This is a genomic window from Variovorax sp. AC194 (genome assembly GCF_979257995.1).
The window spans coordinates 6,091,488-6,109,922 of sequence record NZ_OZ409823.1 but is presented as its reverse complement, the minus strand read 5'-3'; the positions used below and the strand labels follow the sequence as shown (position 1 = coordinate 6,109,922).

Annotated in this window: 16 protein-coding genes; 1 reads left to right on the top strand and 15 read right to left on the bottom strand. The window is 66.2% G+C overall.

Translation table 11 applies throughout. From position 1 onward, the window contains the following. Positions 1 to 20 precede the first annotated feature (20 nt). The 4 genes from ACZYRS_RS28960 to ACZYRS_RS28945 all read right to left on the bottom strand — a co-directional run bounded on the left by ACZYRS_RS28960 (position 21) and on the right by ACZYRS_RS28945 (position 4,190). Positions 21 to 1,076: a nucleoside hydrolase gene (locus ACZYRS_RS28960; protein ID WP_233101773.1), complete on the bottom strand. Its 1,056-nt coding sequence runs from the start codon at positions 1,074 to 1,076 to the stop codon at positions 21 to 23. Between the two features lie 246 nt (positions 1,077 to 1,322). Next, positions 1,323 to 2,360, bottom strand: a complete 1,038-nt coding sequence (locus ACZYRS_RS28955) for a DctP family TRAP transporter solute-binding subunit (RefSeq protein ID WP_198786292.1) — start codon at positions 2,358 to 2,360, stop codon at positions 1,323 to 1,325. A 34-nt stretch (positions 2,361 to 2,394) separates the two neighbouring features. After that, positions 2,395 to 3,693: a TRAP transporter large permease gene (locus ACZYRS_RS28950; RefSeq protein WP_198786291.1), complete on the bottom strand. Its 1,299-nt coding sequence runs from the start codon at positions 3,691 to 3,693 to the stop codon at positions 2,395 to 2,397. Further along, entirely contained in the window at positions 3,690 to 4,190 is a 501-nt protein-coding gene (locus ACZYRS_RS28945) for a TRAP transporter small permease (RefSeq protein ID WP_463421963.1), read from the bottom strand. The genes ACZYRS_RS28950 and ACZYRS_RS28945 overlap by 4 nt, the downstream gene beginning before the upstream one ends. A gap of 1,023 nt (positions 4,191 to 5,213) precedes the next feature. On the opposite strand from ACZYRS_RS28945, the gene ACZYRS_RS28940 reads away from it, so the two are divergent. Continuing rightward, on the top strand, positions 5,214 to 6,404 hold the full coding sequence (locus tag ACZYRS_RS28940; protein ID WP_463421962.1) for a hypothetical protein: 1,191 nt from the start codon (positions 5,214 to 5,216) through the stop codon (positions 6,402 to 6,404). On the opposite strand, the gene ACZYRS_RS28935 is transcribed toward ACZYRS_RS28940, so the two are convergent. From ACZYRS_RS28935 to ACZYRS_RS28885, 11 genes are all read right to left on the bottom strand, one after another. After that, positions 6,401 to 7,204, bottom strand: a complete 804-nt coding sequence (locus ACZYRS_RS28935; protein WP_463421961.1) for a hypothetical protein — start codon at positions 7,202 to 7,204, stop codon at positions 6,401 to 6,403. The two genes, ACZYRS_RS28940 and ACZYRS_RS28935, sit on opposite strands and share 4 nt — an antisense overlap. A 390-nt stretch (positions 7,205 to 7,594) precedes the next feature. Next, a complete protein-coding gene (locus ACZYRS_RS28930; RefSeq protein ID WP_198786284.1) occupies positions 7,595 to 7,864 on the bottom strand; it encodes a hypothetical protein in 270 nt (89 codons plus the stop codon). A 469-nt stretch (positions 7,865 to 8,333) separates the two neighbouring features. Next, the gene (locus tag ACZYRS_RS28925) at positions 8,334 to 9,305 is read right to left on the bottom strand and encodes an NAD(P)H-dependent flavin oxidoreductase (protein WP_463421960.1); all 972 of its coding nucleotides are present in this window, start codon (positions 9,303 to 9,305) and stop codon (positions 8,334 to 8,336) included. Positions 9,306 to 9,309: 4 nt separating this feature from the next. After that, entirely contained in the window at positions 9,310 to 10,242 is a 933-nt protein-coding gene (locus tag ACZYRS_RS28920) for an electron transfer flavoprotein subunit alpha/FixB family protein (RefSeq protein ID WP_463421959.1), read from the bottom strand. Between the two features lie 2 nt (positions 10,243 to 10,244). Then, complete coding sequence (locus tag ACZYRS_RS28915) at positions 10,245 to 10,994, bottom strand: electron transfer flavoprotein subunit beta/FixA family protein (RefSeq protein ID WP_463421958.1); 750 nt, start codon at positions 10,992 to 10,994, stop codon at positions 10,245 to 10,247. 34 nt (positions 10,995 to 11,028) lie between these two features. Next, positions 11,029 to 12,024 (bottom strand): Bug family tripartite tricarboxylate transporter substrate binding protein, encoded by a 996-nt coding sequence (locus ACZYRS_RS28910; RefSeq protein ID WP_463421957.1) that lies wholly within the window; start codon positions 12,022 to 12,024, stop codon positions 11,029 to 11,031. Between the two features lie 46 nt (positions 12,025 to 12,070). Next, positions 12,071 to 14,014 (bottom strand): acyl-CoA synthetase, encoded by a 1,944-nt coding sequence (locus tag ACZYRS_RS28905; protein WP_463421956.1) that lies wholly within the window; start codon positions 14,012 to 14,014, stop codon positions 12,071 to 12,073. A 48-nt stretch (positions 14,015 to 14,062) separates the two neighbouring features. After that, positions 14,063 to 15,061, bottom strand: a complete 999-nt coding sequence (locus ACZYRS_RS28900; protein WP_463421955.1) for a Bug family tripartite tricarboxylate transporter substrate binding protein — start codon at positions 15,059 to 15,061, stop codon at positions 14,063 to 14,065. A 52-nt stretch (positions 15,062 to 15,113) separates the two neighbouring features. After that, complete coding sequence (locus tag ACZYRS_RS28895; protein WP_198786278.1) at positions 15,114 to 16,322, bottom strand: CaiB/BaiF CoA transferase family protein; 1,209 nt, start codon at positions 16,320 to 16,322, stop codon at positions 15,114 to 15,116. Positions 16,323 to 16,464: 142 nt separating this feature from the next. Beyond that, positions 16,465 to 17,277 (bottom strand): oxepin-CoA hydrolase, alternative type, encoded by an 813-nt coding sequence (locus ACZYRS_RS28890; protein WP_463421954.1) that lies wholly within the window; start codon positions 17,275 to 17,277, stop codon positions 16,465 to 16,467. Further along, positions 17,274 to 18,428, bottom strand: coding sequence for an acyl-CoA dehydrogenase family protein (locus ACZYRS_RS28885; RefSeq protein ID WP_463421953.1), 1,155 nt, complete (start codon positions 18,426 to 18,428; stop codon positions 17,274 to 17,276). Before ACZYRS_RS28885 ends, ACZYRS_RS28890 begins: the two co-directional genes overlap by 4 nt. Between the last annotated feature and the right edge of the window lie 7 nt (positions 18,429 to 18,435).

The following is an 18,435-nucleotide window of genomic DNA, read 5'->3' as shown; positions in this document are numbered from 1 at the left end:
GGCATCAGGGCATCAGGGCATCAGGGCAGCCGCGAGATCCGCTGCGTCAGCAGATCGAAGAACCCCTGCGCATCGCCCTCGGCGATCCAGTTCACGTTGGCCGGGCGCTTGAGGCCCCCGTACCAGTCGACCGCCGTCTGCCCGAAGCCGACGCCTTCGCGGCTGTCGACTTCCACGTTCACCCGCCTGCCCTTGAAGAGCGAGGGCTGCAGCAAATAGGCGATCACCGTGGCGTCGTGCACCGGCCCGCCGGGCAGGCCGTAGTACTGCATGTCGTGCTGCACATAGGCGTCGAGGATGTCGGCCACCGTCTTGCCCGCCTGGTTGCCCAGGCCCCGCAGCTTGGCGATGCGCTCGGGGCTCGTGAGGATCTTGTGCGTCACGTCCAGCGGCAGCATGGTGATCGGCACGCCGCTTTTCAGCACGATCTCGGCTGCATGCGGATCGGCGAACACGTTGAACTCGGCCGTCGGCGTGATGTTGCCGCCGTTGAAGTGCGCGCCGCCCATGAGCACCAGTTCGCGCAGGCCGCGCACGATGTCCGGGGCCTGCGTGAGCGCGAGCGCGAGGTTGGTCTCGGGCCCGAGCATCGCGAGCGTCACGCTTTTCTCGGGCGCGGCACGCAACGTGCGGATGAGGTAGTCGACCGCGTTGCCCTCGGCCAGCGGCTGCTTCGGCTCGAACACCTGCACGCCCGTGATGCCTTCGCTGCCGTGCACGTCGGCCGCGTAGATCGGCGTGCGCAGCAGGGGACGCGGCGCGCCGGCGTAGACCGGAATATCGGGGCGCTTCGCCCACTCGCGTGCGAGGCGTGCATTGCGCGAGGTCTTCGCGAGCGGCACGTTGCCGGCCACCGTGGTCAGCGCCTGGATCTTGAGCCGCTCGGGCGATGCCATGGCGAACAGCAGCGCGATCACGTCGTCGGCGCCGGGGTCGGTGTCGATGATGAGCGTGTGCACCGTGGTGGCGTCGGCGGCGTGCGCTGCGGTCGGGGCGATGCTGGTGGTCATCAAGAGGGCGAATCCCGCGAGAAGGAACGAGAAAAGATCGGCTTTCCAGCGCGAAGAGACGGGCATGAATGGTTTCCTTGAAGCGCGAAAAACGCGCGGTGAAAACCAGTCTGCCAGAGCAATTCGCGTCGGCGGCATGAAATCGAGGGCGTGTTTTTCGCCGCAGCCAGAGGGCATCGGGCGGTCCGCAAACCAAGGATTTCGCCCGCCATTTTCGTTGCAGTCGGAAGTGCGCAACCGGCAAAGAAAAAGCCCCGCAAGCGGGGCTTCGGCGCGGCCATCGAAGGCCGCGCAGTGTTGTGAAAACGCCGCTTACTTCTTGCGCGCGGCGATCGCCTTCTCGGCCTGCGCCACCAGGTCCGCGCCCACCGTCGACTTCCACTTGTCGTACACCGGACGCGTCGCCTTCACGAAGGCATCGCGCTCGGCCGGCGTGAGGCTGGTCACCGTCACGCCCATGCCTGCGATGTCTTTCAGCACCGGCTTGTCGGCTTCCACGAGGCCCTTGCGCGCGATCGCGATTTCCTGCTTGCCCGCATCGACGGCGGCCTGGCGCACGATGGCCTGGTCGGCCGGCGTCCACGAGGCCCAGATCTCCTTGTTCACCACGAACACGAGCGGGTCGGCCACGTAGCCCCAGGTGGTCACGAACTTCTGGCCCACGGTGTGCATCTTGAGCACGGTGAAGAGGAAGAGCGGGTTCTCCTGCCCGTCCACCGCGCCGCTCGCGAGCGCCGGCTGCGCATCGGCCCAGCTCATCTGCGTGGGGTTGGCGCCGAGCGCGGTGAACATGTCCGAATAGATCGGCGAGCCGACCACGCGGATCTTCATGCCCTTCATGTCCTCGGGCGACTTGATCGGCTTCTTGGAGTTGGTGATCTCGCGGTAGCCGTTCTCGCCCCAGGCGAGCGGCACCACGCCGGCCTTGTCCAGGGTCTTGAACATTTCCTTGCCCACGTCGCCCTGCGTGAGCGCGTCGATGGCCGCGTAGTCGGGCATGAGGAAAGGCATCGAGAAGAGGTTCAGCTGCTTGACCTGCGGCGACCAGTTGATGGTCGAGCCCACGGCCATGTCGATCACGCCCTGGCGCAGCGCGCTGAACTCGCGCGTCTGGTCGCCCTGGATGAGCGAGACGCCCGGGTACAGCTTGATGTTGATGCGCCCCTGCGTGCGCTCCTTCACGAGGTCGGCCCAGATCTTTCCGGCCTGGCCCCAGGGCGTCGGCGGGCCGAGCACCAGCGACATCTTGTACTCGGGCTTGTAGGCGGCCTGCGCCATGGCGCCGGTGGAGAACATGCCCAGGGCGGTGGCCACGGCGGCGAGGCCCAGCAGGGTGCGGCGGAATTTCATGGAAGGTCTCCTCTTTGTAGATGGAACGAAAAAATCAGTAGCCGAGCTTGCGCGGCAGCCAGAGCGCCAGCTCGGGGAATGCGATGACCAGCACCATCACCACGAACATCGAGAACAGCATCCAGCCGACCCAGCGCACGGTCTCTTCCATGCGCACCTTGGCGATGCGGCACGAGACCATGAGGTTCACGGCCAGCGGCGGCGTGAACTGGCCGAGCGCGACCTTGAGCGTGAGGATCACGCCGAACCACACCGGGTCCCACTTGTAGTGCTGCACGATGGGCAGCAGGAGCGGCACGAAGATGAGGAAGATCGACACGCCGTCGAGGAACATGCCCACGGTGATGAGCAAGAGGATCAGCAACGCCAGGATGCCGTATTCGCCGAGGCCCGAATTCACGATGGCCCGCGTCACCGGATCGATGATGCCCAGCGTCGAGAGCGAGTACGCGAAGATGCCCGCGAGCGACACCACCAGCAGGATCACCGCCGAGAGCTCGCCCGACTCGCGCAGGATCACGAAGAGGTCGCGCACCTTGATGGTCCGGTGGATGCACATGCCCACGAAGAGCCCGTAGAACACTGCCACCACCGCCGCTTCGGTCGGCGTGAACCAGCCTGCGCGCATGCCGCCCAGGATCAGCACCGGCGCGGCGAGCCCCCAGATCGCTTCGCGAAAACTCTTCCAGAACGGCGGGCGCGGCAGCGTCGCTTCGAGCGCGCCCATCTTGTGCGTGCGGGCCAGCCACACGGCCGGAATCATCAGCGCGAGGCCGGCCATGATGCCGGGGATCATGCCGGCCGCGAACAGCGCCGGCACCGAGGCGCCGGGCACCAGCACCGAGTAGACGATGAACGCGACCGAAGGCGGAATCAGGATGTCGGTGGCCGCAGCTGCGCCCACCACGCTCGCCGAGAACGCGGCCGGGTAGCCGGCGCGCGACATGGCCGCGATCATCACCGCGCCCACCGCGGCGGCGTTGGCCGGGCCCGAGCCCGAGATGCCGCCGAGGAACATCGCCACGGCGATCGCCACCAGCGGCAGCATGCCGGGGCCGCGCCCGACGATGGCGACCGCGAAGTTCACCAGCCGCAGCGCCACGCCCGAGCGGTCGAAGATGGAGCCGACCAGCACGAACATCGGAATGGCCAGCAGCGGGTATTTGCCCAGACCCGCATAGAAGTTCTGCGGCACGGCCAGCAGGCCGAACCACTGCGCGTCGCTGTTGGCCAGCGCGATGCAGGCGGCGCCCGCCAGGCCGAGCGCGGCGCCGATGGGCACGCCCACCAGCATCATCAGCACGAAGGCGACGAAGAGCAGGGTGGCGATCACTTGGCGTCGCCTTTTTTGTTGTTGCTGCTGTCGTCGGACGCGTAGTTCGTCTTGCGCCCGCGCCGGACCATGAGCCCGATGGCCCGCCCCGCGATGGCGAAGGACACGATCGGCAGCCACATCGAATACCACCAGGCCGGCAGCCCGATGCCCGGCGTGGTCTCCTCGAAGCGGTAGTCGTCCCACACCATGCGGATGCTCAGCGCGCCGATCAGGCCGAAGAGGATCGCGATCATCAGCGCGCCGAATTGCGCGAGGCGCTTGCGCCGCGCCATCGAGCCGCTCTCGGAGAAATATTCGATGCGGATGTGCCGGTCGCGCGCCACCGCTGCCGAGCCGGCCACCAGCGCCAGCATGATCATGAGGAACACCGAGAACTCCTCGGTCCACGCGAACGATGAGCTGGTGAAGTAGCGCACCAGCACGTTGGCGAAGGTGATGAGCGCCAGCGCGCCCATGATGATGACGGTGAGCCAGTCTTCGATGGCGAGCGGCACCTTGGTGGGTTCGTCGGCGGCTTCGATGTCGGGGGGAGGGGGCTGGCGGCGTCCAGCGTGGGGCCGGACTCGGGAGGAGTTGTCATCGCAGGAAGGGCAGGTGAGGCAGGCGCCATGTCACCGGGCGGACGCCGGGACGCGGTCCGTACACCTCGACAAGGGGGAGCAGCCGCCGATGCTAGAGGGTCGATGACCATTCATGTATCGGGGGTTTCCTTAGCTGGGCTCTCCCTTTTGGGGCTTGCGCGAAGGCGCATTAGGGGCGCGTGCACAGGGCGCCGGGTACTCCCCTCCGCGAATGTCCCCCGCCCTTCGGGCTCCTCCTTTATTTCGCGGAGGGGAGCACCCGGCGCCCTGTGCACGATGAGTGCGGCTGTGGGGTTGGCGGTTCGACCGCTTTGGCGGATTGCAGGCGGACGTGCGGGGGCGTACTACTGAGCGTTCGTGAGAGACGGGCGGTGAACAAGCAGAAGTCCGAAGGGTTGGTGTGGGTTGCGATCGACATTGGCACGACTACGTTCAATGTTCGCTTCAGACTGATTCCGCCCGTCAGTTTTTCCATTGACTGACCGTTTGAACTGGAAACTGAAGCGGGGCGCGGCACACGCATGCCAAAAGAGCCTGACCCTTAGTACGTCGGGTGATAGAGGTACGAATGAGCGACCTGTGCCTACGGGGCGCCTCCCGAGAATTCTGGCCGGCGGCGAGCGGCCCTGAAGATCGCTGGCAAAAACCCGAAAAGAGCCGTGGTTAGTTCGGGTTCGTTGACTGCGAGATCAAGAACTCTTCGCGGGCCACATGGCGGGGGGTCTCGGTCGCATGCTCGCGGTACAGAAGCGTTGCCCACCTGGCAAGGTCGGCTTGGCTCTCCGCGATGCCGCACAGCATCTGCCATTTCTCGCAGAAGGTCTAATTCCACGAGAAGTAATGTGGCACAGCGCAGCCTTCAAAGCTGTTGGCGATGTCATCGGCGCGGTCTAGGCTTCCGTAAAAAACTCAAGATGAAATTTTGGAGATAACTGCATGCCCACTCTTTTCTTCATGCCATGGACCGCCATGAATGGACCAGGCCACATCGGCCCAATCTCGCTGGTCCCATACACGCGCGGCTCTGCGCCTGGAACGCTCGGCAAGACCAGCCAGGAGGGCCTTGATGCCATCATTGGAAACTACGCTGACCGTGCTTTCGTGCACGACGGAGACTCGACTGTGCCCGTGAAGAGGGCCGTTATTCTGCGCTGGCCGGGTGATGACGAGCGCGAGACCATCCTCGCCGATGACGAGGTGCAGGAGCGGCTTGAGCAGACCCAGTTGCTCGTTTTCGCTGCTATTTCCAAGCGGCGGTACGGCTGGTTCTTGGATTACTGCAACTCAGACGGCTTGCTTGTCACAGCGCAGCACTACCATGAAGACAACCCTGCTTCGACAGCGATCCGGACACGGCGGCGCGACGGCGGCGGCATCAACTACATGACCGGCACGCAAGGGAGGCCTGTGTTCTTGCGTCCGCTGCATGTGTCGAACAGGTACTGCTTCGACCTAGACGGAGAACTCGCTCTTGCCCTATTGAATGTGCCGGCCGGACCGCTTCGAAGCAGGATTAGGGACGCTGTCACGATGTTCATTCGCGCCAACACCGACGCCAATGAAGTGCCTGAGTCCGCCGAAATTGTCTTCACGCGGGCCGCCCTTGAGACGTTGGTAAACGCCACGCACCAGACTGCCGACCTCAAGCAGAAGCTGATGGCGCTGATGGCTCCGCACCTCGGACCCGCAGAGTGGCATGACGTGCACATCGCGCCTGAGAAGTGGCGGGAGCGCTGGAAGAAGTACAAGCCGACGCGCCCATTCGAGGCGTGGATTGATGACTTCTGCCACTCGCGCAACGAGGGCGCGCACGGCACGGGAGGGACGCAGACGTATGAGCCGGCCGTTTGGTCGCTCAGCAACCACCTCATGTTCACGAGTTGGTTTACTTCGCGAATCTTCAAATGCTTGCTTGCCGCGGAAGCTTTCTACACGCTGACGGAAGAGGACAAAGACGAACTGCGCAACAGCGAGCTGTTCTTCACGTACGACATCCTGGCGCAGGACGACAGCAAGCAGTTGTACTGGCACGCCGTTCTCGGCCACGTGCAGACCCTCCAGCTTGCTAACTACCTACGCGAGGCGACGAAAGATTGGCCGGAAGCAACTGAGGAGGAAGACGACTAGCCGCGCTTCTGTGCCTCAGTCTTGTGCGCTTTGCGGTGTGCCAGAGTTTCGTCGACGGACGTTTGCAGGTCTTTGGGGAGTGGCGGTAGCTCGTCGGCGTTGTAGCCGGGCTCTCGTCTAGGCCGCAGCTTCGAGAGCATGTCCTCAATGGTCGCGTCGTGTCGCATACGGTAGGCGTAGCCGACGCGGTAGCGCCATGTCTGCTTAAAGTGGTCGCGGAGGGCATCCCGAAGCGAGGTGAACGCCTTCAGGTACACCGCTTCGTTCTCGGCGGCTCGCAAAGCCAGGCCCTCTGCCAGCATGTGCAGTTCGGCGATGTACGCCTTGCCGAGGATGGCCTCGACTTCCGTGAACGTCGCGCCGACCTTCCCCTCCTTCGCTGCGAGCCGTTGCGTTTCACGTGCGGTGCCGGTCCGGTGCTCGTCCATCTTGATGAGGTCGTGGTGCAGGATCTGCGTGTGCTCGATGTCGTCGAAGGCCGCAGGCCGAGCGCCGCCCTCAAAGAGGAACGCCACTTCTTTGTAGTCGAATTCGTAGTCGCCGTACCGCATGAAGCTCGGTCGGACCAGTGCCCACACGGGCTCGTCGCCCTGCAACCCGATTCGCCGACAGTCTTGGTGGAAGCCGAGCCTGAACAGCAGGAAGTCGTTCAGCTGGTTCTTAATGGAAAGCAACGCGAGGTTGCCTGCCGAGAGCCGTTCGTTGAAGCGCTTGTTCGCGTCGTACAGGCGCGCAAGCGCGAATGCCAAGCACGCACCCACGAACGGGCCAATGATGTATGTCCACGGTGAAGCGCCCATCTTCTCTCTTCCGCTGTTTGCGGAATGATGACATGGCAGCGCCCGGCCGCGTTGGGCATGCAGAAAAGCAGGGAGAACACAAGCAAAGCTCGTTCGGGGAAGTCGGCGATTTGTTCCATTTGCCCCTCGGACAGAAGCTCGACCGCAAGCCAGTTGTATCGCATTTGCGCCTTGACGTCGGATGACTGCTTCTGGCAGCGAGCATCCATCCGAACGCAGATCGTGAATGGCAGCAATCGCAGCAAAGCGGAAGCCCGCATTGCCTGCCGACGATCAGAATGGAACACATAGCTGTCACTGAGGCTCACCCCACAAACCTCAACAGAACCGAATCCCCTTCACCACGAAGGCTTCAGGCGGGCTGCAAAACCGCAGCCCGCAGACCAGCTACTAACCGCCAGTCTCAGGCGCCCCACGTCGCGCCTTCTCGCTCAACTGAAACAGCTCCCCAGCCTTGCGAGCAAGGTCGGCCGCAAGCCAGAGCAGGTTGTCCAGTTGTCGAGGCCCGTCACCGCTGCACCAGTTGATCTCTTCACCGTGGCAGATCCACAGGAGAGCTTCGAGTTGCGAGAGGGTGTTTTCGAGACGATCCGCCGGGTCTTGGGCGTTGTCTTCGGAAGCTACCGGCGTGCGACGCCGGGCTATAGTCTTGGTAGCCATTTTTGTGCGGTCCTTTCTAGGGTGTTGCACGAACTTGGTTAGACGGCTGGGGTGCTCTAACACCCTGGCCGTCGCCTTTTGATACCTCGCATTTGCATCGCTGCTTTCGCACCGACAACCTGCCGCGAGGCAAGCAGCCTTCAAACATCTGGGTGGTGGGTGTGTTGCGCCTTTCTTCTTCCCTTGGTGGGATATCGAGTGACAGGGGCATCCACTTTAGAGAAGAGCCCGGCGAAGTGGCCGTTCCATGCCGCACGAAGTCTCGGCAATCGCCAACAAATGCAGCTTCCGCAGTGCGCCGCGCGCGTGCCTCAGGGGCCGTGCGGTCTCAGTGCGCAACTGCGCTGAACGCTCAGGCCGATGGGGTGCCTTGCGCAGCGAAATAAAGGAGGAGGCCGAAGGCCGGGGGACATTCGCGGAGCAAGGTGCCCCGTCGGCCTGAGCGCCCCCCGGATGCGAGCAGAAAGACTCAGCCCATCCAGCCGCGCGCCCGCTCCAGATGCTCGCGGCATTCGCGCACCATGCGCTCGATCAGCTCCGCGCAGGTGGGAATATCGTCGATCAGTCCGATGCACTGGCCGGCCGAGACCACGCCGTTCTGCACCTCGCCCGACTCCAGCGCCGCGCGGCCGCGCGCGCCGGCCACCAGCGGGCGCACCTCCTCGAACTCGCAACCGCCGGGTCGGCTCTCGGTAGCCACCACCTCTTCGGAGATCGCGTTGCGGAACACGCGCGCGGTGTTGCGCATGGTGCGGAACATCAGCTTCGTGTCGCGCTCGGTCGCGTTGACCAGCGCCTCCTTGATGTTCGGATGGATCGGCGCCTCCTGCGTCACGCAGAAGCGCGTGCCCATGTTCACGCCCTCGGCGCCCAGCGCGAGCGCAGCCGCCATGCCGCGCCCGTCGGCGATGCCGCCCGAGGCGATGATCGGAATGCGGAGCTTCCGCGCCGCGATGGGCAGCAGCACGAGGCCGGGCACGTCGTCCTCGCCCGGATGGCCCGCGCACTCGAAGCCGTCGACCGACACCGCATCGACACCGTTGCGCTCGGCCGAGAGCGCATGGCGCACCGAGGTGCACTTGTGCACGATCTTCACGTCGTGGCGCTTCAACGCTTCGATGAAATCCTTCGGGCTGTTGCCCGCGGTCTCCACGATCTTCACGCCGCTGTCGATGATGGCCTGCACGTACTGCGCATACGGCGGCGGCTTCACCGCCGGAAGGATCGTGAGGTTCACGCCGAAGGGCTTGTCGGTCAGCGTGCGGGTGCGCGCGATTTCATGACGCAGATCGTCGGGCGTGGGCTGCGTGAGCGCCGTCACGATGCCCAGGCCGCCGGCGTTCGACACGGCCGCCGCCAGCTCGGCGCGGCCCACCCACTGCATGCCGCCCTGAATGATGGGGTAGCGGATGCCGAGCAGTTCGGTGATGCGGGTCTTCATCGGCTCAGAGCGCCTTCACCAACTCGGGCACCGCCGTGAACAGGTCGGCGACGAGGCCGTAGTCGGCCACCGAGAAGATCGGCGCCTCTTCGTCCTTGTTGATCGCCACGATCACCTTGGAGTCCTTCATGCCGGCCAAGTGCTGGATCGCACCCGAGATGCCCGCTGCGATGTACAGCTGCGGTGCGACGATCTTGCCGGTCTGGCCCACTTGCCAGTCGTTGGGGGCGTAGCCCGCATCGACGGCAGCGCGGCTGGCGCCCAGGCCCGCGTTGAGCTTGTCGGCAAGAGGCGCCATCACTTCGGTGAACTTCTCGGCGCTGCCCAAGGCTCGGCCGCCGGAGACGATGATCTTGGCGGCGGTCAGTTCAGGGCGTTCGCTCTTGGTGACCTCGCGGCCGACGAAGGTCGATTTGCCGCTGTCTGCGACGCCTTCAGCGGTTTCGACCGTTGCGCTGCCGCCCGTTGCGGCTGCGGCGTCGAAGCCGGTCGTGCGCACGGTGATCACCTTGGTGGCATCGCTGCTCTGCACCGTGGCGATCGCGTTGCCGGCGTAGATCGGGCGCTCGAAGGTGTCGGGGCTGTCGACCTTGGTGATGTCGCTGATCTGCGCCACATCGAGCTTGGCGGCCACGCGCGGGGCGACGTTCTTGCCGTTGGCGGTCGAGGGGAACAGGATGTGGCTGTAGTTGGCTGCGATCGCGAGGACTTGGGCGGCGACGTTCTCGGCGAGGTTCTCGGCCAGGCTCGGGCTGTCGGCGGCGATGACCTTGGTGACGCCCACGATCTGGGCGGCAGCCTTGGCGGCTTCAGCGGCGTTGGCGCCAGCCACCAGCACGTGCACTTCGCCACCGCAAGCGAGGGCTGCGGTCACGGTGTTCAAGGTTGCCGGCTTGATGCTGGCGTGGTCGTGTTCGGCAATAACAAGTGCGGTCATGTTCAGATCACTTTCGCTTCGTTCTTCAGTTTGTCCACCAGCGTTGCAACGTCCGGCACCTTGACGCCGGCGCCGCGCTTGGGCGGTTCGCTGACCTTCAGGGTCTTCAGGCGGGGCTTGACGTCCACACCCAGGTCTTCGGGCTTGAAGACATCGAGCGTCTTCTTCTTGGCCTTCATGATGTTGGGCAGCGTGACGTAGCGCGGCTCGTTCAGGCGCAGGTCGGTCGTGATGACGGCCGGCAGCGTGAGGGAGATGGTTTCCAGGCCGCCGTCGACTTCGCGCGTGACCGTGGCCTTGTCGCCGGCGACTTCGACCTTGGAGGCGAAGGTGGCTTGGGGCAGGTCGGCCAGTGCAGCCAGCATCTGGCCCGTTTGATTGGCGTCGTCATCGATGGCTTGCTTGCCGAGGATGATGAGCTGGGGCTGTTCCTTGTCGACCAGCGCCTTGAGCAGCTTGGCCACGGCCAACGGCTGCAGCTCTTCGGTCGTCTCCACGAGGATGCCGCGGTCGGCGCCGATGGCCATCGCGGTGCGCAGGGTTTCCTGGCACTTGGCATCGCCGCACGAGACAGCGATCACCTCGGTAACCACGCCCTTCTCTTTCAGGCGAACCGCTTCTTCGACAGCGATCTCGTCGAACGGGTTCATGCTCATCTTGACGTTGGCAATGTCCACCCCGGTGCCGTCGCTCTTGACGCGCACCTTCACGTTGTAATCGACGACCCGTTTGACAGGTACAAGAATCTTCATGGTTGTTCCTTCAAAAAATTACGAGAGATGAGGTTCACTCGAGCTTCGCGCCCGATTGCTTGATGAGCCGCTCCCACACCGGCCGCTCCTGCTTCCACGCGGCGGCGAAGAGTTCGGGCGAGCTGTCCTTCAGCTCGAAGCCCATGGCCGCCACGCGCTCGCGCACGTCGGGCTGTTGCGTGGCCTTGCGCACTTCCTCGGCGATGCGGTCCACGATGGGCTTGGGCGTTTTCGCGGGCACCGCGAAGGCGAGCCAGCCGGTCACGCGGTAGGCCTCGTCCTTCAGGCCCTGCTCGGCCATCGTCGGCACGTTGGGCAGCGCGGCCATGCGGCGCTCGCCGCTCACGCCGATGGCCCGCACCTTGCCCGCGTCGATGTGCGGCTTGGCCACGAGCGCGCTCGCATAGGCCATCTGGATCTGCCCGCCGATCAGGTCCTGCATCATCGGCGCCTCGCCCTTGTAGGCGACGTGGTTCATGTCGGCCTGCTGCGTGAGGCTCATGTGCGCGCCGGCCAGGTGCGGGTAGGCGCCCACGCCGTAGGAGCCGTAGGCGACCTTGCCCTTGTTCGCGGCGACGTACTTCAAGAGCTCCGGCGCGGTCTTCACCGGCACGCTCGGATGCACCACCAGCACCAGCGGCCCCATCGCCACCTGGTAGACCAGCGTGAGGTCGCGCTGCGTGTCGTAGGGCAGCTTCTCGTAGAGGAATTCGTTGGTCAGCAGCGCGTTGCTCAGCGAGAAGACGAGCGTGTAGCCATCGGGCGCCGACTTGGCGACCGCATCGGTGCCGATGATGCCGGCCGCGCCGGGCTTGTTGTCGATGACGACCGGCTGGCCGAAGCCGGCCGACATCTTCTGGCCCAGCACGCGCGCGAGCACGTCGGTCGCGCCGCCGGCCTGGAAGGGCACGACCATGCGGATCGGCTTGTTGGGGTAGGGCGCCTGCGCATGCGCATGCGCGGGTGCCAGTGCGAACAGCGCGGCGGTCGATGCGGCAGCGCACAGCAATGCGCGACGTGAATGGGCCATGGTTTTGTCTCCCTTGCGTTTCAGAAATTCTTGAAGAGGCAGCGATTCACTTCAGCGCAATGCGCGTCTTGAAAGGCAGTGGTGCCAGCGCCTTCTGCAGCCGCTCCTGCAGCGTCGCGGCGAGCGCACCTGCCGCGGCGGCATCGATCTGCACATGCACGAGGCTTTCGCCTTCGGTGGTCACCGCGGGCCGCGCCGCATCGTTCGCGCCGAGTTCGGCGCACAGCTCGGCGACCGTTGCGGCCACCACCTGCCGCGCGGCCATCGCGCGCAGCTCGGGCTTGTAGATCTTGCCGACGTTGGTCATCGGCATCGCGCCGATCACCGACACCCACTTGGGCTTGGCGGGCGCTTCGTCCACGCGCGCGGCGGTGAAGGCGAGCAGTTCTTCCTCGGTCGCCGAGGCGCCGGGCACCAGCGTGGCGAAGATCACGGGCAGCTCGCCCGCATACGCATCGGGCGCGCCGACCGCCGCGCACAGCTGCACCGCCGGGTGCGCGCCGAGCGCGTCCTCGATGGTCTTCGGATCGATGTTGTGGCCGCTGCGGATGATCAGGTCCTTCGAGCGGCCCGTGAGGTTCAGCCGCTCCTCGCTGTCCATCCAGCCCAGGTCGCCGGTCGCGAGCCAGCCGTCGGCGGTGAAGGCCTTGGCGTTGTCCGCCGGATCGACGAAGCCCGAGAACACGTTGGGCGACTTGAACAGCACCATGCCCTGTTCGCCGGGCGCCACGTCGCGGTCGCTCGCATTGCCGCTCTCGTCCAGCGCGACGATGCGGACCTGCGAATACGGCAGGCGAAAGCCCACGCATCCCGCCGGCCCGTTCACGCCGGGCGGCGTGATGGTCGAGATGCCGGCCATCTCCGTCATGCCCAGGCTCTCGTGCACATGCAGGCCGAACAGGCGCTCGAAGCGCGCGGCCAGCTCGGGCGCGAGCACCGCGGCGCCGGTGCGGCAGTAGGTGATCGATGAGATGTCCGCGCCATCGAGCGGCACGTTCGCGAGCGCCGCGAGCACCGTGGGCACGGCGGAGAGCGAGGTCGGCCGGTATTTGGCGACCAGCTTCCAGTAGTTGGCCAGCACCTCCTTGTTGCGCAGCAGCGAGGGCGTCGGAATGATCACCTCCACGCCCGCCGACAGCGACGAGAGCGAGGCCGGCAGCACGCCCGCCACATGGAAGAGCGGATAGCCGTTGATCGAGATGCCGTGTTCGTTCATGCCCGCCAGCTGCACGCTGGCCCACGCGGTGAACACCTGCGCGCCGTGGCTGTGGCGCGCGAGCTTGGGCGCGCCGGTGGTGCCGCCGGTGTGAAAGTAGGCGGCGATGTCGGAGGGCGCGATGTCGCGGCCGCTCACGAGGCGATCGTTCGGTTGCGCCGCGCGCAGCACGTCGAACTCGGCCACGCCTTCGGGCAATGCGCCCGCGGCGCCGGGTGCTTCGTCGTGCGGCGCCACGCGCAGCACGGTCGTGAGCGTCGGCACCTGGCCGCGCAGGCGCATCGCCTTGGACCACATGCCCGATTCCGCGTCCGAGCCGTAGGCGATCAGCACCTTCGCGCGCGCCGCGGTCATCAGCGCGACCAGCTTCTCGTCGGTCAACAAAGGGTTGAGCGGCTGCACGATGCCGGCCGCTTCGCCGCCCCAGAGCGCCAGGTGGTATTCGAGGCAGCCGGGTAGCAGCACCGCGACCGCGTCCTGAGGCCCCACGCCCAGCGTGTGCAGCAGATTCGCGGTCTGGTGGATGCCCGCGAGCAGCTGGGCATACGACCAGCGGATCGGCTCATCGGCCGGATTGCCGCTGCGCAGAAAGGTCAGCGCCGTCTTGTCGCCGAAGGCCGCGCCGGAATTGCAAAAGAGCTCATAGGTGCTGCGCACCGTGAGCGCTTCTTCGAGCGGCGTTTCTTCCAGCCGCCGGATGTCGGCGAGGCCGCGCACCGGGAACAGGGGGCGGAACGGCGCACCGGCCGCATTCTTCTTGTCATTGCCTGTCATGTTGTCTCCTTGATGTCGTCTTGCGGGCCGCGCGCGAAGCGCCCTGTTTTACTGGTTCGTGATCTTGTTGTCGCGAATGACCTTGCCCCAGCGTTCGAAGTCCTGCCGCATGCGAACGCCGGTCTGCTCGGGCGTGCGGTAGGCCGCGAAGGAGCCGACGCTCTCGAGCTTTTCCTGCACCTGCTTGTCGGCCAGCGCGGTCTTCAGTTCTGCGCTCATGCGGTCGATCACGTCCTTGGGCGTGCCGGTCGGCGCGAGCAGGCCGCCCCACGAGGTCGCGTCGAAGCCGGGAAAGCCCTGCTCGGCCACCGTCTTCACATCGGGCAACAGGCTCACGCGCTGGCCCGAACCCACGGCGATGGCGCGCAGCTTCTCGGCGCGGATGTGCGGCAGCACGGCCACGAGGTCCGAGAACATCGCGGGCACCTGGCCGCCGATGAGGTCGGTCACGGCCGGCGCGCTGCCGCGGTAGGGCACGTGCTGCATGTCGAACTTGCCGATGGTTTTCAGCTGCTCGGTCGTCAGGTGGCCGAAGCTGCCGGCGCCGGCCGTCGTGTAGTTGAGCTTGCCGCCCTCGGCCTTGGCCTTGGCAATGAGGCCTTGCAGGGTGGTCACCTCGGGCAGCGATTTCGGGTTCACCACCAGCACGATCGGCAGGTCGTACACCGAGCCCACGGGCGTGAAGTTCTTGAAGATGTCGTAGCTCGTGGGGCCGTAGAGGTGCGAGGCCAGCAGCGTGGGCGTGGCCAGCATCACGAAGGTGTAGCCGTCGGGTGCCGCGCGTGCCGCGGCGGCGGCGCCCACGGTGCCCGAGGCGCCGCTGCGGTTGTCGATGACGATGTTCTGCTTGAGCGCGGCGGACATCTTCTGCGCCACGATGCGCGAGGCCACGTCGGTCGGGCCGCCGGGCGGGAAGGGCACGATCAGCGTGATCGGCTTGGCGGGCCAGGCCTGCGCGAAGGCGCTGCCGGCGATGAGGGGAAGGGCCAGGGCGAGGAGTGCACGGCGAACGGGATTGCGGAGGGAACGGGAAACGAGGGAGGCCATGGACTTCAGTTGCTACTTCTTCAGGGGATCAGGAAATGCACAGGCGTCTTCTTCAGACGACGCCGCTTGTTTTCAGCGCGGCCAGCTTCTCATCTGACAGGCCGAGCAGGGACTTGAGCACGTCGTGCGTGCCTTCGCCCAGGGTGGGCGGCGCGCTGCGCACCGGCAGGCGCTCGCCATCGAAACGGTAGGGCGGCGCAAGCACGTTGACCGTGCCGGCCACCGGGTGCGGCTGCTCGGTCACGAGGCCCGCATCGGTCGCGCGCTTCGACTGCAGCGCTTCGAGCAGGCCCAGCACCTCGCCGCACGGAATGCCCGAGGCGGTGAGCTTGGCGAGCAGGTCCGCGCGCTGGCGCTTGGCCAGCTCGGCGTGCAGCTCGGGCAGCAGCACCGCGCGGTTGGCCGAACGCAGGATGTTGGTCTTGAAGCGCTCGTCGGCCGCGAGGTCGGGCCGCTCGATCACCTCGGTGCAAAAGCGCGCGAACTGCGCGTTGTTGCCCACGGTGATCACCAGCGGGCCGTCGGCCGCATCGAACACGCCGTAGGGCACGATCGACGGGTGCGAGTTGCCGTAGCGCGGCGGGTCTTCGCCCATCAGCAGCGCTTCGAGGCCGTAGTAGGCGGTGATCATCAGGCCGCAGTCGAAGAGCGCCATCTCCACATGCCGGCCCTTGCCGGTCTTCTCGCGCTGGTAGAGCGCGGCGAGCACGGCCTGCGCCGAGTACATGCCGGTGAACAGGTCCACCGCCGCCACGCCGAACTTCAGGGGCGGCTGGTTCGCTTCGCCGTTGAGCGCCATGAGGCCCGCCTCGCCTTGAACGACGAGGTCGTAGCCCGGGCGCGCGGCCTCGGGGCCGGTGCGGTCGTAGCCCGAGATCGAGCAGTAGATGAGGCCGGGGTTTTCCTTGCGCAGCTGCGCGTAGCCCAGGCCCAGCTTGTCGATGCCGCCGAACTTGAAGTTCTGGATCACCACGTCGCACTGCTTGGCCAGATCGCGCGCGATCTGCTGGCCTTCGGGCGTCTGCAGGTCGAGCGTGACCGAGCGCTTGTTGCGGTTCACGCTGTTGAAGTAGGCGGTCTCGGTCTTGCCCACGCGCAGGCCCCAGTCGCGCGTGTCGTCGCCGCGGCCCGGGTGCTCGACCTTGATGACTTCGGCGCCCATGTCGGCCAGCACCATGCCGCACCAGGGGCCCGCGAGGATGCGGGACAAGTCGAGGACGCGCACGCCGGCGAGCGGCAGCGAGGAATTCAGCAGTGGCATGAGGGCTCCAGGAAAACGTGAGAGCGAATGGGTTCCATGAAATGCGCCAGAACCGTTCACGCCGAGCTTGTCGAAGCGCCGCGCGAGGCTTCGACAAGCTCAGCCCGAACGGTTCTTGTTCGGAGTGAATCAGGCAGAGGCGTCAGGGCGCGTCCTGCTTGTTGTGACGCAGCGCGCTGAAGTCCGCCTTGCGCTTGCCGAGGAAGGCGCCGATGCCTTCGGCCGCTTCGGTATCGGCTTGCGACTCGACCATGAAGACGGCCTCGGCGTCGAGCTGTTCCTCGAGGGTGGCACTGTGCGCCTGGCGGCACAGCGTCTTGATGCGCGCGCTCGCGCGCTGCGGGCCGCTCGCCACCTTGGCCGCGAGCGCGATGGCTTCGGCCAGCGCCGCGCCCTTGTCGGTCAGGCGGTTGACCGCGCCCAGCGCGTGCAGGCGCTCGGCCGGCATGCGGTCGCCGGTGAGGCACATCTCGGTGAGCACCTGGCGCGAGACGAACTCCGCGAGGAACGCGGTCGCGCCGCCGTCCGGCGTGAGGCCGACCTTGACGTAGGCCACCGTGTAGAACGCATCGCGCGCCGACACGAGCATGTCGCAAGCCAGCGCCATCGAGAGGCCCGCGCCGGCCGCGCCGCCTTCGACGGCCGCGATCACCGGCTTGCCGCAATCGCGGATCGCGCGGATCAGGTCGTGCAGGCCTTCGAGCTTTTCGCGGCGCTCCGAGGCGGGCAGCTCGCGGCGCTTGGCCAGCAGGTTCAAGTCGCCGCCGGCGCAGAAGAAATCGTCGGCGCCGGTGAAGACGATGGCGCCCACTTCGGGATCGTTCTGCGCATCGGCGAGCGCGGCCGAGAGTTCGGCATACAGCGTCGGCGTGATCGCGTTGCGCGCGGCGGGGTTGCTGTTGGTCAGGATGCGCACGGCGCCTTCCTGCGAGATCAGGACGGTCTTGTCCGTCATGCCGCAACCTCCTTGGCGGACTCTTTGCTCAGGGCAATGTAGCGCTGCAGGTGATGGTCTTCGTCGCCCAGCTGGTGGTCGATCATCACGAGCCGCTTGGCGTAGTGCGGCAGCGGCAGCTCCCACGTCATGCCGATGCCGCCGTGCATCTGGATGCTCTCTTCGGCCACCAGCGCGCCGATGCGGCCGATGCTGAACTTGGCGGCCGACAGCGCACGCTCGCGCGCCACGCGGTCGGTGCCGTCGATGGCGGCCGCTGCGTTGATGACCGCCGAGCGCGCTTGCTCGATCTCCAGCAGCAGGTCGGCCATGCGGTGCTGCAGCGCCTGGAAGCTGCCGATGAGGATGCCGAATTGCTTGCGCGTGCGCAGGTACTCCAGCGTCGCGGTCTTGGCGGCTTCCATCGCGCCCAGGGCCTCGGCGCACAGCGCGAGCACGCCGCGGCCGATGGCGCGTTCGAGTGTCGCGGCACCTTGGCCTTCGGCGCCGAGCAATGCGTCGGCGCCGAGCTTCACGCCGTCGAATGCGAGTTCCGCGACGCGGCCGCCGTCGATGGCGGGGCAGCCGCGCACCGTGAGGCCGGCAGCCTTCGCGGGCACGAGGAACAGCGAGATGCCGGCTTCGTCGTCCACGTTGTCCGAGGTGCGGGCCGAGACCAGGAACAGGTCGGCCTGCTCGCCTTGCGGCACGACGGCCTTGGCACCGTTCAGCACCCAGCCATCGCCGCTGCGCTCGGCGCGGGTCGCCACATGCGTGCGTTCGTAGTGCGTGTCGGCTTCGTCGTGCGCAAAGGCCGCGACGGCGACGCCGTTGATGATGTCGCCGAGCTTTTCCTTCTGCGCATCGCTGCCGGCTGCAACGAGCGCTTCACCGACCATCACGGCGCCCAGCAACGGCTCGACCACGAGCCCGCGGCCCAGCGCCTCGAAGACCACGGCGATGTCGAAACCGCCGCCGCCGAAGCCGCCATCGGCTTCGCTGAAGAGCGCGCCGATCACGCCCAGTTCGGCGAACTGCTGGAAGATCTCCTTGCTGAACCCGTGCGCGGACTTCGCGATGCGGTCGCGCGCGTCGAAGGCGTACTGCTCGGCGATGAAGCGGTTCAGGCTGTCGGCGAGCATGCGCCGGTCTTCGGTGTGTTCGAAGTTCACTGCATGT

What these genes read in the sequence shown, in the direction of transcription:
- ACZYRS_RS28955 (WP_198786292.1), bottom strand. Translation starts at nt 2,360, where the DNA reads ATGAAATTCCGCCGCACCCTGCTGGGCCTCGCCGCCGTGGCCACCGCC.
- ACZYRS_RS28910 (WP_463421957.1), bottom strand. Translation starts at nt 12,024, where the DNA reads ATGGCCCATTCACGTCGCGCATTGCTGTGCGCTGCCGCATCGACCGCC.
- ACZYRS_RS28900 (WP_463421955.1), bottom strand. Translation starts at nt 15,061, where the DNA reads ATGGCCTCCCTCGTTTCCCGTTCCCTCCGCAATCCCGTTCGCCGTGCA.
- ACZYRS_RS28890 (WP_463421954.1), bottom strand. Translation starts at nt 17,277, where the DNA reads ATGACGGACAAGACCGTCCTGATCTCGCAGGAAGGCGCCGTGCGCATC.
- ACZYRS_RS28920 (WP_463421959.1), bottom strand. Translation starts at nt 10,242, where the DNA reads ATGACCGCACTTGTTATTGCCGAACACGACCACGCCAGCATCAAGCCG.
- ACZYRS_RS28960 (WP_233101773.1), bottom strand. Translation starts at nt 1,076, where the DNA reads ATGCCCGTCTCTTCGCGCTGGAAAGCCGATCTTTTCTCGTTCCTTCTC.
- ACZYRS_RS28895 (WP_198786278.1), bottom strand. Translation starts at nt 16,322, where the DNA reads ATGCCACTGCTGAATTCCTCGCTGCCGCTCGCCGGCGTGCGCGTCCTC.
- ACZYRS_RS28930 (WP_198786284.1), bottom strand. Translation starts at nt 7,864, where the DNA reads ATGGCTACCAAGACTATAGCCCGGCGTCGCACGCCGGTAGCTTCCGAA.
- ACZYRS_RS28935 (WP_463421961.1), bottom strand. Translation starts at nt 7,204, where the DNA reads ATGGGCGCTTCACCGTGGACATACATCATTGGCCCGTTCGTGGGTGCG.
- ACZYRS_RS28915 (WP_463421958.1), bottom strand. Translation starts at nt 10,994, where the DNA reads ATGAAGATTCTTGTACCTGTCAAACGGGTCGTCGATTACAACGTGAAG.
- ACZYRS_RS28925 (WP_463421960.1), bottom strand. Translation starts at nt 9,305, where the DNA reads ATGAAGACCCGCATCACCGAACTGCTCGGCATCCGCTACCCCATCATT.
- ACZYRS_RS28940 (WP_463421962.1), top strand. Translation starts at nt 5,214, where the DNA reads ATGCCCACTCTTTTCTTCATGCCATGGACCGCCATGAATGGACCAGGC.
- ACZYRS_RS28905 (WP_463421956.1), bottom strand. Translation starts at nt 14,014, where the DNA reads ATGACAGGCAATGACAAGAAGAATGCGGCCGGTGCGCCGTTCCGCCCC.